General features: G+C 36.8%; 16 protein-coding genes and 1 other annotated feature. Of the genes, 14 read left to right on the plus strand and 2 right to left on the minus strand.

Annotated elements, in window-relative coordinates; all coding sequences use genetic code 11:
* The first annotated feature begins 78 nt into the window (after positions 1–78).
* Entirely contained in the window at positions 79–267 is a 189-nt protein-coding gene (locus tag U860_RS0103025; protein WP_000490499.1) for a hypothetical protein, read from the plus strand.
* A gap of 18 nt (positions 268–285) precedes the next feature.
* Positions 286–414, plus strand: coding sequence for a YrzQ family protein (locus tag U860_RS0103030; RefSeq protein WP_002173570.1), 129 nt, complete (start codon positions 286–288; stop codon positions 412–414).
* A 46-nt stretch (positions 415–460) separates the two neighbouring features.
* Here U860_RS0103030 and U860_RS0103035 read toward each other — a convergent pair whose 3' ends face one another.
* Positions 461–673 carry a hypothetical protein gene (locus tag U860_RS0103035; protein ID WP_025147356.1) on the minus strand — a complete coding sequence of 71 codons (213 nt, stop codon included), beginning with the start codon at positions 671–673 and terminating at the stop codon, positions 461–463.
* A gap of 176 nt (positions 674–849) precedes the next feature.
* On the opposite strand from U860_RS0103035, the gene U860_RS0103040 reads away from it, so the two are divergent.
* Entirely contained in the window at positions 850–1,917 is a 1,068-nt protein-coding gene (locus U860_RS0103040) for an AI-2E family transporter (RefSeq protein WP_025147357.1), read from the plus strand.
* A gap of 44 nt (positions 1,918–1,961) precedes the next feature.
* Here the strand turns inward: U860_RS0103040 and U860_RS0103045 are convergent, their stop codons facing one another.
* Positions 1,962–2,306: a PH domain-containing protein gene (locus U860_RS0103045; RefSeq protein WP_025147358.1), complete on the minus strand. Its 345-nt coding sequence runs from the start codon at positions 2,304–2,306 to the stop codon at positions 1,962–1,964.
* 242 nt (positions 2,307–2,548) lie between these two features.
* Positions 2,549–2,767, plus strand: a binding site (T-box leader).
* A 40-nt stretch (positions 2,768–2,807) separates the two neighbouring features.
* On the opposite strand from U860_RS0103045, the gene alaS reads away from it, so the two are divergent.
* The 11 genes from alaS to U860_RS0103105 all read left to right on the plus strand — a co-directional run bounded on the left by alaS (position 2,808) and on the right by U860_RS0103105 (position 13,189).
* Positions 2,808–5,450: an alanine--tRNA ligase gene (alaS, locus tag U860_RS0103050; RefSeq protein WP_025147359.1), complete on the plus strand. Its 2,643-nt coding sequence runs from the start codon at positions 2,808–2,810 to the stop codon at positions 5,448–5,450.
* 76 nt (positions 5,451–5,526) lie between these two features.
* Positions 5,527–5,793 (plus strand): IreB family regulatory phosphoprotein, encoded by a 267-nt coding sequence (locus U860_RS0103055; protein WP_000348590.1) that lies wholly within the window; start codon positions 5,527–5,529, stop codon positions 5,791–5,793.
* A gap of 3 nt (positions 5,794–5,796) precedes the next feature.
* A complete protein-coding gene (gene ruvX / locus U860_RS0103060) occupies positions 5,797–6,210 on the plus strand; it encodes a Holliday junction resolvase RuvX (RefSeq protein ID WP_001221197.1) in 414 nt (137 codons plus the stop codon).
* Between the two features lie 12 nt (positions 6,211–6,222).
* Complete coding sequence (locus U860_RS0103065) at positions 6,223–6,501, plus strand: DUF1292 domain-containing protein (protein ID WP_025147360.1); 279 nt, start codon at positions 6,223–6,225, stop codon at positions 6,499–6,501.
* Positions 6,502–6,724: 223 nt separating this feature from the next.
* Positions 6,725–7,795, plus strand: a complete 1,071-nt coding sequence (mltG, locus tag U860_RS0103070; protein WP_025147361.1) for an endolytic transglycosylase MltG — start codon at positions 6,725–6,727, stop codon at positions 7,793–7,795.
* Positions 7,796–8,010: 215 nt separating this feature from the next.
* Positions 8,011–8,652, plus strand: a complete 642-nt coding sequence (locus U860_RS0103075) for an O-methyltransferase (RefSeq protein ID WP_025147362.1) — start codon at positions 8,011–8,013, stop codon at positions 8,650–8,652.
* A 7-nt stretch (positions 8,653–8,659) separates the two neighbouring features.
* Positions 8,660–9,589, plus strand: coding sequence for a peptidase U32 family protein (locus tag U860_RS0103080; RefSeq protein WP_025147363.1), 930 nt, complete (start codon positions 8,660–8,662; stop codon positions 9,587–9,589).
* 18 nt (positions 9,590–9,607) lie between these two features.
* Complete coding sequence (locus tag U860_RS0103085) at positions 9,608–10,888, plus strand: U32 family peptidase (RefSeq protein WP_025147364.1); 1,281 nt, start codon at positions 9,608–9,610, stop codon at positions 10,886–10,888.
* A 17-nt stretch (positions 10,889–10,905) separates the two neighbouring features.
* The gene (gene udk, locus U860_RS0103090) at positions 10,906–11,544 is read left to right on the plus strand and encodes a uridine kinase (RefSeq protein ID WP_025147365.1); all 639 of its coding nucleotides are present in this window, start codon (positions 10,906–10,908) and stop codon (positions 11,542–11,544) included.
* A 276-nt stretch (positions 11,545–11,820) separates the two neighbouring features.
* Positions 11,821–12,297, plus strand: a complete 477-nt coding sequence (gene greA / locus U860_RS0103100; protein WP_002173560.1) for a transcription elongation factor GreA — start codon at positions 11,821–11,823, stop codon at positions 12,295–12,297.
* Between the two features lie 196 nt (positions 12,298–12,493).
* Positions 12,494–13,189, plus strand: coding sequence for a hypothetical protein (locus U860_RS0103105; protein ID WP_025147366.1), 696 nt, complete (start codon positions 12,494–12,496; stop codon positions 13,187–13,189).
* The last annotated feature ends 67 nt before the right edge of the window (positions 13,190–13,256 follow it).

Genomic DNA, 13,256 nt, shown 5'->3' on the forward strand with positions numbered 1-13,256 from the left:
CTCTAGCATGTATAAATGAATGCGGTTTGGACATAATGGCGAATAGAATCTGGGAGACTGTGAGGAGATGAAAGCCATATGTTCAGTTGTCCAAATTGCAAAGGGAAAGACATTGGAAAAATAGGTGTCAACCAATTTTATTGCTGGAATTGTTATATCGAATTATCGGTTTCAAAGGGGAAAATCCATACGCATCAAGTAGAGGAAGATGGTTCATTAAGCTCTCTTGATGATTTATTTGATGAGAATGAGAGAACGATCGGATAACGAAAAGGGGGATTTACTTTGAATCTACGCAATTCATTAATCGCATTAGGTGTTGGGGCTGCAGCATATCGATATGCTCGCAAGCAAGATGTATTTTCAAAACGCAATATGAAAAAAGCGCGTAAGATGATTAAGTCTTATTTATAATCATTTCGATAAAGTGAAAAACTCCCTTATTGACGAGGGAGTTTTTTTACGTGTTCATATGCAAATATAAAAGTCCGATTTCCGAGAAAACATAAGATAGACCGTAACATCCAACTCCAAGTATTCCATAATGCCATAATTGCTTCGCTCTTTCTTTTCGCGAGGAACGAATAAAGAAACCTTTCCAAATACCAAACCCGATACAAATCCATTCAAGAATCATGAAAAATGCGGATAATACGAGCATAAATAAAACCATAATTAGCCCTCCTGATTATATTTTGATTTTTTGTATTCTCAGGGGTGGTTGTCCTTATTATGTTAAATATATGTACGTCTTTAAAAAACAGTATGGTCTGTATGAAAAGATTTTAAAAGTTTTGCACATAACCTACCCTATTTATTTTCAAAATAAAGGTGGAGGAGGTTTTTCGTGTGAAGAATCTTAAAATCATTTGGATATATCGTTTAGGATTATTGTTACTAGTTTTTCTTTGTTTGCTTGTCTTTTTAAAAATTAAGCCGCTATGGGCACCGATTATTTTTGTGTTTAAAATGGCAATTACACCATTTCTTATTGCGTGTTTCATTGCATATTTATTACACCCGTTAATTGAAAAAATCCATAAGGAAGGGATGCCACGCACACTTGCTATTTTGCTCATTTATGTCCTTTTCTTCGGCGGGATTGGCTATGGAATTTATAAAGGAACGCCAATTGTTATAAAGCAGTTGCAAGAGATTAATGAACAATTTCCGCAGTTTACAAAAATGTACGATTCTTGGATGGATGGGGTAACAGAACAAACAGCGAATTTCCCATCATTTATTCATGAAAAGGTGAAACAAATTTTTGTTGGTGTAGAAATGAAGATTCAAGCGCTTTTGAATAAAGTAATGAGCACAGCTCGTGGTGTACTGGATTCATTGCTCATTATTTTCTTAATTCCGTTCATTGTATTTTACATATTAAAAGACTACGGTGAGTTTTATCATATCTTTTGGGAACTAGTTCCAAGTAAATGGCGTAGTACAGGACAAATGCTCGCGAAAGAAATTGACAAGTCACTTGGAAGTTATATTCGAGGACAGTTATTTGTTTGCTTAGTATTAGGGGGAGTATCCGCTCTTTCTTTTTGGTTTATCGGTATGAAATATCCATTGCTGCTCGGTATTATTATTGGGGTAACGGATATAATCCCGTATTTTGGCCCTATTTTAGGAGCCATTCCGACATTGATGATCGCGGCAACGGTATCAACGAGTTTACTCATTAAGGCCGGAATTACAATTGCGATTTTGCAATTTGTTGAAAGTAATATTTTATCTCCTTACATCGTTGGTAAGTCGCTCCGTATGCATCCTGTTATTATTATGTTTGCATTACTAGTTGGGGGAGAAGTTGCGGGGATTGTAGGCTTACTAATATCGGTTCCTATTTTAGCGGTCATTCGTACAGTGATCGTTCATGTAAGGCCTCTTTGGAAAAGAGAAGATATTTAATGTGAAAGCCCTCTATTTATAGAAATAGAGGGCTCACAATCTGCCTATTTAGGTAGTTGTTCTTTTATTTGCTGAACAATCCCGCTCACATCATTTGTTTGAATATGTTTTATTCTTTTCCATTCATCATCATACATAAATACAATTTGATTGCTGAAAAGTCGTTTCTGTTCTTTTAGATTAGAAATTTTTGCGAAAGAGTACTCTTCAAATATTGGGTTCCTACTTAAATCTGGTCCGTAAAAGAAGAGCCTTTTGTTCGTCAAGATTAACAGTCCTGGCCTTGCGACGGAACGATAGATAAATATATCTAATGAACATGCTGCATAAAAAAGGATTTTTTCGTCAGTAGTTAACATTTCTTTAGCTTGATTCAATAAAGTTGTCATTATAATCGCTCCTTTATTGTTAATAATTTAATTATAACAAAAATGTAATATCCAGAAATATTAACAAGTAGTAATTTTTTTGTATGAAAATATCCCTACTTGTTAATAAATACATAATATATAAAGGCTGTTTATAATGACAAGTAGATACTTATGTAGCTAAATGTATGTGGTACAATATAATTATTATTATCTACATTGACAAACTTAAGAGAATTCTATTATATTTAGTCATATAATACATTAAATCAATGACGGAACAAGTATGTTACAGTCCATTTATAGAGAGAAGCTTCCACTGGCTGAAAGAAGCTTTAAATGAAGGGTACCAGAAAGCTAATCCTGAGAGCAGCTAATCACTGCCGTCTTGCCACGTTACGGCACCATGAGGTGATGAATTGATTGTTATAATAATCAATTCATAATTAGGGTGGTATCGCGAGTTAACTCTCGTCCCTTTTATAGGGGCGGGAGTTTTTTATATTTAAGGAGGAAAATACAATGAAACAACTAACAGGCGCTCAAATTCGTCAAATGTTTTTAGACTTTTTCCAGGAAAAAGGACATGCAGTAGAACCAAGTGCATCACTAGTTCCACATGAGGATCCATCTCTTCTATGGATTAATAGTGGTGTAGCGACATTAAAGAAATATTTTGATGGTCGTGTAATCCCGCAAAATCCACGTATTACAAATGCACAAAAATCAATTCGTACAAACGATATTGAAAACGTTGGGAAAACAGCTCGTCACCATACATTCTTTGAAATGTTAGGGAACTTCTCAATCGGTGATTACTTCAAAGAAGAAGCAATTACTTGGGCTTGGGAATTTTTAACGAGCGACAAATGGATCGGATTCGATAAAGAATTACTATCAGTTACAATCCACCCAGAAGATGAAGAAGCATTCACAATTTGGAATGAGAAAATGGGTGTTCCAAAAGAGCGTATCATCCGCTTAGAAGAAAACTTCTGGGATATCGGTGAAGGACCAAGTGGACCGAATACAGAGATTTTCTATGACCGTGGAGAAGCTTACGGTAATGACTTTAGTGACCCAGAATTATATCCAGGCGGAGAAAACGAGCGTTACTTAGAAGTATGGAACCTTGTATTCTCTCAATTTAACCATAATCCAGACGGTTCATATACGCCGCTTCCTAAGAAAAACATCGATACAGGGATGGGCCTAGAACGCATGACATCTATCGTTCAAGATGTGCCTACGAACTTTGATACAGACCTGTTCATGCCGATGATTGGCGCGACAGAATCAATTTCTGGTGAGAAGTATCGTAACGGCGATTTGGAAAAAGATATGGCATTTAAAGTAATTGCTGACCATATTCGTACAGTAACATTCGCTGTTGGTGACGGTGCTCTTCCATCTAACGAAGGCCGTGGTTATGTATTACGTCGTTTATTACGCCGCGCTGTTCGTTATTCGAAGAAATTAAATATCAACCGTCCATTCATGTTTGAATTAGTACCGGTTGTTGGAGAAGTAATGAAAGACTTCTATCCAGAAGTACTTGAAAAGAAAGATTTCATCGCAAAAGTTGTGAAAAACGAAGAAGAGCGTTTCCATGAAACACTTCATGATGGTGAAGCAATTTTAGCTGAAGTAATTGCAAAAGCGAAAGAAGAAAAAACAACTGTTATTTCTGGCGTAGATGCATTCCGTCTATACGACACATACGGTTTCCCGATTGAATTAACAGAAGAATACGCAGAAGAAGCTGGTATGACAGTTGACCATAAAGGCTTTGAAGCTGAAATGGAAAAACAACGTGAGCGTGCACGTGCTGCTCGTCAAGACGTTGATTCTATGCAAGTGCAAGGCGGTGTCCTTGGCGAAGTTAAAGTAGCGAGCGAATTCGTTGGTTACGGTACAGTTGCAACAGAAAGTAACGTTGTTGCACTTGTGAAAAATGGTGAGTACACAGATAGCTTACAAGCAGGTGAAGAAGGACAATTAATGCTTGATGTAACGCCATTCTACGCTGAGAGCGGTGGGCAAATTGCAGACCGTGGTTATCTTCTTGCTGACGGCGTGAAAGTTCTTGTAAAAGACGTACAAAAAGCACCAAATGGTCAAAACTTACACAAAGTTGTTGTTGAAGAAGGTACATTAACGAAAGAAGCGGCTGTAAAAGCTGTTATCGATACGAAAAACCGTAGTAGCGTTGTGAAAAACCATACAGCAACTCACTTACTGCACCAAGCATTAAAAGATGTACTTGGAACGCATGTTAACCAAGCTGGTTCTCTTGTGACATCTGAACGTTTACGCTTTGATTTCTCTCACTTCGGTCAAGTACAAGCTGACGAATTAGAAAAAATTGAGCGTATCGTAAACGAAAAAATTTGGGAAAGTATTGATGTTGCGATTTCTCAAAAAGCAATCGAAGAAGCGAAAGAAATGGGTGCAATGGCATTATTCGGTGAAAAATACGGTGATGTTGTACGCGTTGTACAAGTGGGCGATTACAGCTTAGAGCTTTGCGGTGGTTGTCACGTTGATAACACAGCTTCTATCGGTATTTTCAAAATCGTTGCTGAGTCTGGTATCGGTGCAGGAACTCGTCGTATTGAGGCAGTAACTGGTAAGTCTGCATACGAATTAATGAACGATCAAGTAGGTTTATTAAAAGAAGCAGCAGGAAAAATGAAAACAAATCCGAAAGATATTTTAACAAGAGTTGATGGTTTATTTGCTGAAGTGAAACAACTTCAAAAAGAAAACGAATCTCTTGCTGCGAAATTAAGCAATATCGAAGCTGGAAACTTAACTGATTCAGTAATGACAGTTGATGGCGTGAACGTATTAGCAGCGAAAGTAAATGTTGCAGATATGAACAACTTACGTACGATGATGGATGACCTGAAAAATAAATTAGAGTCTGCAGTTGTTGTATTAGCGTCTGTAAATGATGATAAAGTAAATATTTTAGCTGGCGTAACGAAAGATTTAATTAGCCAAGGTTACCATGCAGGTAAGCTTGTGAAAGAAGTAGCTTCTCGTTGTGGCGGTGGCGGTGGTGGCCGTCCTGATATGGCACAAGCAGGTGGTAAAAACCCAGCGCAAGTTGAGGAAGCTTTAGCATTTGTACAAGAGTACGTTAAATCTGTTTCAAAATAAAGAGATAGTAGTGTACAATGGTAGGGAGAGGAGAAGTTCTTCTCCCTATACTTACTCTATAAGTGAGGTGCTTGAAATGGACGGTTTTGATAAAACAATGAAGTTCAGCATTCAAGATGAAAAACAGAGTGTCCATGTAAATGATGTACTTTTAACTGTGTATGATGCACTTCAAGAAAAAGGCTATAATCCGATTAACCAAATCGTCGGTTATTTATTAAGTGGAGACCCAGCATACATACCTCGCCATAAAGATGCACGAAGCATCATTCGCAAGCTTGAACGTGATGAGTTAATTGAAGAGCTTGTGAAGTCTTATTTGAAACATCATCGTGAGGAGTAGTTTATGCGGATATTAGGTTTAGATGTAGGTACAAAAACAGTCGGAGTTGCAATTAGTGACGAAATGGGCTGGACAGCACAAGGATTGGAAACAATCAAGATTAACGAAGAACGAGGTCAATTTGGTTTTGACCGTATTTCTGAGTTAGTAAAACAGTATGATGTGGACAAAATAGTAGTAGGTTTACCTAAAAATATGAATGGTACAATTGGCCCGCGTGGTGAAGCTTGCCAGCAATTTGCAGAAAACCTACGAGAACTGTTACAATTAGACGTTGTAATGTGGGACGAGCGTTTGTCGACGATGGCAGCGGAACGTCTGCTCATTTCAGCTGATGTAAGCCGTAAGAAGCGAAAGCAAGTAATCGATAAGATGGCTGCAGTCGTAATCTTACAAGGATTTTTAGATAGTAAATAAGAGGTGACCAAAATGGAAGAAAATCAAATTACAATTGTAGACGAAAAAGGTAACGAACATTTATGTGAGATTGTTTTCACTTTTGATGCTGAAAAATTTGGAAAAAAATCATACGTAGTCTTCTCTCCAATCGGTGAAGTAGACGAAGATGGAGACCAAATTTATGATGCAATGGCTTATGAGCAAAATGAAGAAGAGGGCGGAACTTTACTTCCGATCGAATCTGAAGAAGAGTGGGAAATGGTACAAGAAATGTTCAACACTCTTGCTGATGAGCAAGACGCAGAATAATAAGTACTGAAAAGATGGACGACATACAGTCCATCTTTTTTTGTATTTATATGTAAAATGAAAGATTTTTTGTCGAAACCACGCAATCCTTTGTAGTATAATGATACGGATTGTAGAAAAATAAAATGGCTATTAAAAGAGCTAGGCGGATTTGTTGTGGTTTTCCATCATGCTGTATAGAAACATATACATATGGTCTACAATTGAATAAGGAGGAAGAGTTTTGGTAGAGAATCAAGTGAAAAAGAAGCGTAGACGCATTTTTTTATTTTCGATTATTGCATTGCTCTTAGTTTGTGGTTCAGTCTATGCGTATATTTCATCGGCGTTAGGACCGGTTAATAGCGGGAATAAAAAAGAGATTGAAGTAGAGATTCCTAAGGGCTCATCTACAAGTAAAATTGGTGAGATTTTAGAAGAAAAAGGTGCTGTGAAAAACGGTACAGTCTTTAGTTTTTATGCAAAAGCTAAATCAAAAAATTTACAAGCTGGCACATATTTATTAAATGCTTCCATGAGTGCTGGAGATGTCATGGAACAAATGTCATCTGGTAATGTACATCGTCCGGCTCTTTATAAAGTGACGATTAAAGAAGGGGCGCAAGTAACTGAAATTGCAGAAGTGATTGCGGCAGAATTAAAGTGGAATAAAGATGATGTTGTGCGTCAATTAAACGATAAGGCATTTGTTCAAAAAATGCAGCAAAAGTATCCGAAGTTATTGACTGACAAAATCTTTGATAGCAATATTAAATATCCATTAGAAGGTTATTTATATCCTGCGACGTATTCGTTCTATAAGAAAGATACGACGTTAGAAGAAATTGTAATGCCAATGCTTGAGAAAACGAATGCAATCATTGTTCAAAATGAGGCGAAAATGAAAGCGAAGAACTGGGATGTTCATCAGCTTCTTACGCTGTCTTCACTTATTGAAGAAGAGGCTACTGGTTTTACAGATCGTCAAAAGATCTCTAGTGTTTTTTATAATCGTATAGCGAAAGGTATGCCACTTCAAACGGATCCGACGGTATTATACGCGCTTGGAAAGCATAAACAACGTGTATTATACGAGGACTTAAAAGTGAACTCACCGTACAATACGTATGTTGTGAAAGGATTGCCAGTTGGACCGATTGCAAACTCTGGTAAACATTCAGTAGAAGCAGCGTTAGAACCTGCGCAAACAGATTATTATTATTTCTTAGCTGCACCAAGTGGTGAAGTGTATTATGCGAAAACATTAGAAGAACATAATGCATTAAAGCAAAAATATATAACGAAAAAACAGTGAAATGGGGAGGGGTAGCGAAAAAGGTCGCACATCCCTCTTTTTTGTGGTAAAATATATCGGGTTAAAAACTGGCAGAAGAATCGTTTTTAATATCAAAACGGGACGTACAAGCTAAGGGTGAAGCTGGCTTGTATTTTTATTGCATTCTATGTGTGAAAAGACAAAGGTTTACGCGTCATAGAGGCACTTCTTCATGTAAATAAGGAGGACCAATTATGGAGGATGCAGTTAACGAGTACCTATTATCATTTATTGATCCAAAAGATAAATTAATTCTTGAAATGGAAGAGTATGCAACAGAAAACCATGTGCCGATTATGGATCGACTTGGAATGGAATTTATGCTGCAATTTTTACGTTTAATTGGACCGAAAAGCATTTTAGAACTTGGAACAGCAATCGGTTATTCTAGTATTCGTATGATGCAAGCCATTCCGAATTCTCGTATTGTGACAGTAGAGCGCAATCGCGAACGATATGAAAAGGCACTTGAATATATAGAACATTCCCCAGTAACAGAGCGTATTTCTGTTATTTACGGTGATGCTTTAGAAACAGGCGAACAAGTGAAAGAACATGGAACATTTGACGTTATTTTTATTGATGCAGCGAAAGGGCAATATCGTCGCTTTTTTGACTTATATGAACCGTTATTAAATCCTGGTGGCGTTATTATTTCAGATAATGTTATGTACCATGGCCTGGTAACGACAAAAGAGAAAATTGAAAATAGACGTACACGTGGTTTGATTCGTCGTATTAAGACGTACAATGAATGGCTTATGAACCATGAAGGATATGATACAACGATTTTCCCGATTGGTGATGGAGTGGCTGTAAGTAAAAAGAAAGGGTGACAAAGGTATGAAGAAACCTGAATTGTTAGTAACGCCTAGAGCAGTGGCGGATATCGAACCTCTTGCAAAAGCAGGAGCAGATGCAGTAATGATCGGTGAACAAAAGTTTGGTTTACGTTTAGCAGGAGATTTTTCGCGTGAAGATGTGAAAGAAGCTGTAAACATTGCACATGAAAATGGTGTGAAAGTATACGTTGCAATGAATGCGATGTTCCATAACGATAAAGTAGAAGAATTAACGGACTACGTTGCATTTTTAAATGAGATACATGTAGATGCGATTGTTTTCGGGGATCCAGCGGTATTAATGGCTGTTCGTGAAGTTGCACCAAACATGAAGTTGCACTGGAATACAGAAACGACAGCTACAAACTGGTTTACTTGTAACTATTGGGGGCAAAGAGGTGCGAAACGTGCTGTATTAGCTCGTGAGCTTAGTTTAGATGAAATTGTTGAATTAAAAGAAAATGCTGAAGTGGAACTTGAAGTACAAATTCACGGTATGACTTGCATGTTCCAATCAAAGCGTTCATTAGTCGGAAACTACTTTGAGTATCAAGGTCGTAATCTCGATATTGAAAAGAAAAAGTATGAAGAGAATATGTTCTTATATGATCCAGAGCGCAATAATAAATATCCAATTTATGAAGATGAAAATGGTACTCATATTATGAGTCCGAACGATATTTGTTTCATTGATGAGTTAGAGGAACTAATCGATGCTGAAGTTGATAGCTTAAAAATCGAGGGTGTACTAAAAAGTTCTGAATACATTATTGAGGTAACGAAGAAATATCGTAAAGCAATTGATTTATGTGTAGAAGATCGTGATGCGTATTATGACGTGAAAGACGATTTATATAACGAGATAGAAGAAATGCAACCGGTAAATCGTCCGTTAGATACAGGGTTCTTCTTTAAAGAGACGGTTTACTAAACGAGGAGGGTGTAGGAAATGACTGTACAAGAAATTTCACGAGTGATCGATGGCAAACGCGTTATTGTGAAGAAACCTGAACTGTTAATCCCTGCGGGTAACTTAGAAAAATTAAAAGTAGCTATCCATTACGGGGCAGATGCTGTATATTTAGGTGGACAAGAATTTGGTCTTCGTTCAAATGCAGGTAACTTTACGCTGGAAGAAATGGCAGAAGGCGTTGAATTTGCAAAGAAATATGGAGCAAAAATATACGTAACAACAAATATCTTTGCGCATAATGAAAATATGGACGGGCTAGAGGAATATTTAAAAGGGATTGAAAAAGCTGGCGTAACGGGAATTATCGTTGCCGATCCGCTTATTATTGAGACGTGTAAACGTGTAGCGCCTTCTGTTGAGGTGCATTTAAGTACACAACAATCACTATCCAACTGGAAAGCAGCACAGTATTGGAAAGAAGAAGGTTTACATCGTCTTGTATTAGCTCGTGAAGCAAGCTATGAAGAGATGAAAGAAATTAAAGAAAAAGTGGATATTGAAATTGAAGCATTCGTCCATGGTGCAATGTGTATCGCATATTCAGGAAGATGTACATTAAGTAACCATATGACAGCGCGTGACTCTAACCGTGGTGGTTGTTGTCAATCTTGTCGCTGGGACTATGATTTAGTTCAAACGGTATCACAACATAAAGATGCAAAAGAGCTTCCTCTATTCCAAGAAGAAGATGCTCACTTTGCGATGAGTCCAAAAGATTTAAATTTAATCTTATCAATTCCGAAAATGATTGAAATTGGAATTGATAGCTTAAAAGTTGAAGGACGTATGAAATCTATCCATTACGTAGCGACTGTAGCAACTGTATATCGTAAAGTAATTGATGCGTATTGTGCGGATCCGGATAATTTTGAGTTTAAACAAGAATGGTTAGATGAGCTTGATAAATGTGCAAATCGTGATACAGCTCCTGCATTCTTTGAAGGGGTTCCAGGACATCAAGAGCAAATGTTTGGAAATCATAGTAAGAAAACAACGTATGATTTCGCTGGTTTAGTGTTAGATTATAATGAAGAAACGGGCATCGTAACGATTGAGCAACGTAATCATTTTAAACCAGGACATGAAGTGGAGTTCTTTGGACCAGAAATAGAAAACTTTACGCAGACGGTGGAGAAAATTTGGGATGAGGATGGAAACGAATTAGATGCAGCGAGACATCCGTTGCAAATCGTGAAATTCAAAGTGGATCAACCAGTGTATGTGAATAATATGATGCGCAAAAACATACTTCAATAAGAAAGAGTGATAGTCGAATGGGGACGAATAAGCCTGTTGTAATTGGAATTGCTGGTGGTTCAGGATCAGGTAAAACGAGTGTAACGAAAGCGATTTTTGACCATTTTCAAGGTCATTCTATTTTAATCTTAGAGCAAGATTATTATTACAAAGATCAAAGCCATTTACCAATGGAAGAGCGTTTAAAAACAAATTATGATCATCCGCTTGCGTTTGATAATGATCTGTTAATTGAACATTTGCAGCAGTTGCTTGCATATGAGCAAATTGATAAGCCTGTATATGACTATACATTGCATACGCGTTCAGAAGAAATTATTCCAGTTGAGCCGAAAGATGTAATCATTTTAGAAGGAATTCTTATTTTAGAAGACCCACGTCTTTGCGAGTTAATGGACATTAAGCTATTCGTTGATACAGATGCTGACCTTCGTATTCTGCGCCGCATGCAGCGCGATATTAAAGAGCGTGGTCGTACGATGGATTCAGTTATTGATCAATACGTAAGTGTTGTACGTCCAATGCACAATCAATTTATTGAGCCTTCTAAGAAATTTGCGGATATTATTATCCCTGAAGGTGGACAAAACCACGTTGCAATTGATATTATGGTGACAAAAATTGCTACAATTCTTGAACAAAAAGTAAATTTGTAATAGCATAGTAAAAGATATACGATAGGAAGGGATTTTTTCCCTTCCTATCGAATACAATGAAACATGCAACCTCATCTATATATAGGTGAGGGCATATTTATATCAAGTTTCCATACATATCTTCTTACTATAAAGAAGAATTTGGAATACGGGGTTGTATGTGACAACTCCACTAGTGCCACGTGTACTAGAAACCTCCGCTAATATAAGTGGGGGAGTTTTCATATGGAACTCCTCTTTTTTTCGGGGGATTGGTATATAAAAGGAGTGGAAAATATGGCAACAGAAAAAACATACCCTATGACGCAAGAGGGTAAGCAAAAACTAGAGAACGAAGTTGAACAATTAAAAACAGTAAGACGTAAAGAAGTTGTAGAGCGTATTAAAATCGCGCGTAGCTTCGGAGATCTTTCTGAGAACTCTGAGTATGATGCAGCGAAAGATGAGCAAGCGTTCGTAGAAGGGCGTATTACACAACTGGAAAACATGATCCGTAATGCGGTTATCATTGAAGACAACGGTGAAGAGTCTACAGTTGTAACATTAGGTAAAACTGTAACATTTAAAGAATTACCGGGTGGAGACGAAGAAGCTTACACAATCGTAGGTAGCGCAGAAGCCGATCCATTTGAAGGAAGAATTTCTAACGATTCTCCAATCGCAAAAAGCTTATTAGGTAAGCAAATTGGTGAGAAGGTAGCAATCCAAACACCAGGTGGAGAAATGCAAGTAGAGATTATCTCTGTAAAATAATAAAAAAGATTCTCCCAATCGGGGGAATCTTTTTTATTATTTTAACTTTTTTATACAAATAAAAAGCTGTTAGAACTTTCAAACGATTCGACAGGAAAGGACAATAAACTACTAAATAGTTTGATATCATAATTGAGGACTTTAAGTTTTAATTATTTCAACATGGAACAGTTTTAAAGGGGAAAAGAGGGTAAGTATGAAAAAAATATTTACGGTACTGATTTCTAGTATCTCCATATTAGGGCTCACTGCGTGTGGAACTAACGAGGAAGCTACATCATCAAAGGGGGAAAAAGTGAAGCAAGAAGAAAAAAAGGATAATGCTGCAAACGAGAATTCAAAAAGTACAGAAAGTCCAAAAGAGAAAGTGGAATCAAGTATTGATAACAAGAAGTTTGATGATTTTGATTTGGAGTATCAATTAGCTATTGTAATGAAAATATTTCAGAATGTAACGATTAAGTATGATTATGCGATTGGGAATCCAGAATATTTATTACGAGATTCGATGGATCAAAAAACAATAGATGATATGAAGGGTATGTTACAAGAACAGGCAAAGAATAATGATAAACTCCTCAAAGATGAAGTAAATCAAGCATATACATATTTAAAACAATCTAAAATAAGTAATAAAAGTGATATTCAAAAAATAATAGATGCAGAAAATAAATACTTGCAAATTGTAGATAGGATGATTGTGTGTATTGATTCTGTAACAGTTGAAAATGCAAAAGAAAAAAGAAGTGAAATGAACAATTTAAGTGCTGAATACTTAAAGGTAGCAACTCAGGTAACAACAACTGTAATCGAGGTTGCAAAAAATGCTGGAGTGAATGAAACAGAATTTAGATCGCTTCTTATGAAGTTTCTAGAGAAGCCCCAAAAGTAATAATGACTTTAAGTATATTGAGGTAATATAGCTTTAAATTTTGCAGTTTGTATAAATAAAACAGTAC

This window comes from Bacillus sp. H1a (assembly GCF_000633475.1).
Lineage (GTDB): Bacteria > Bacillota > Bacilli > Bacillales > Bacillaceae_G > Bacillus_A > Bacillus_A paramycoides.

Bases quoted from the DNA above. Each gene is read 5' to 3' on its own strand.
- U860_RS0103025 (WP_000490499.1), top strand. From the start codon at position 79: ATGTTCAGTTGTCCAAATTGCAAAGGGAAAGACATTGGAAAAATAGGT.
- U860_RS0103035 (WP_025147356.1), bottom strand. From the start codon at position 673: ATGGTTTTATTTATGCTCGTATTATCCGCATTTTTCATGATTCTTGAA.
- U860_RS0103045 (WP_025147358.1), bottom strand. From the start codon at position 2,306: ATGACAACTTTATTGAATCAAGCTAAAGAAATGTTAACTACTGACGAA.
- alaS (WP_025147359.1), top strand. From the start codon at position 2,808: ATGAAACAACTAACAGGCGCTCAAATTCGTCAAATGTTTTTAGACTTT.
- U860_RS0103055 (WP_000348590.1), top strand. From the start codon at position 5,527: ATGGACGGTTTTGATAAAACAATGAAGTTCAGCATTCAAGATGAAAAA.
- ruvX (WP_001221197.1), top strand. From the start codon at position 5,797: ATGCGGATATTAGGTTTAGATGTAGGTACAAAAACAGTCGGAGTTGCA.
- U860_RS0103065 (WP_025147360.1), top strand. From the start codon at position 6,223: ATGGAAGAAAATCAAATTACAATTGTAGACGAAAAAGGTAACGAACAT.
- U860_RS0103075 (WP_025147362.1), top strand. From the start codon at position 8,011: ATGGAGGATGCAGTTAACGAGTACCTATTATCATTTATTGATCCAAAA.
- U860_RS0103080 (WP_025147363.1), top strand. From the start codon at position 8,660: ATGAAGAAACCTGAATTGTTAGTAACGCCTAGAGCAGTGGCGGATATC.
- U860_RS0103085 (WP_025147364.1), top strand. From the start codon at position 9,608: ATGACTGTACAAGAAATTTCACGAGTGATCGATGGCAAACGCGTTATT.
- udk (WP_025147365.1), top strand. From the start codon at position 10,906: ATGGGGACGAATAAGCCTGTTGTAATTGGAATTGCTGGTGGTTCAGGA.
- greA (WP_002173560.1), top strand. From the start codon at position 11,821: ATGGCAACAGAAAAAACATACCCTATGACGCAAGAGGGTAAGCAAAAA.
- U860_RS0103105 (WP_025147366.1), top strand. From the start codon at position 12,494: ATGAAAAAAATATTTACGGTACTGATTTCTAGTATCTCCATATTAGGG.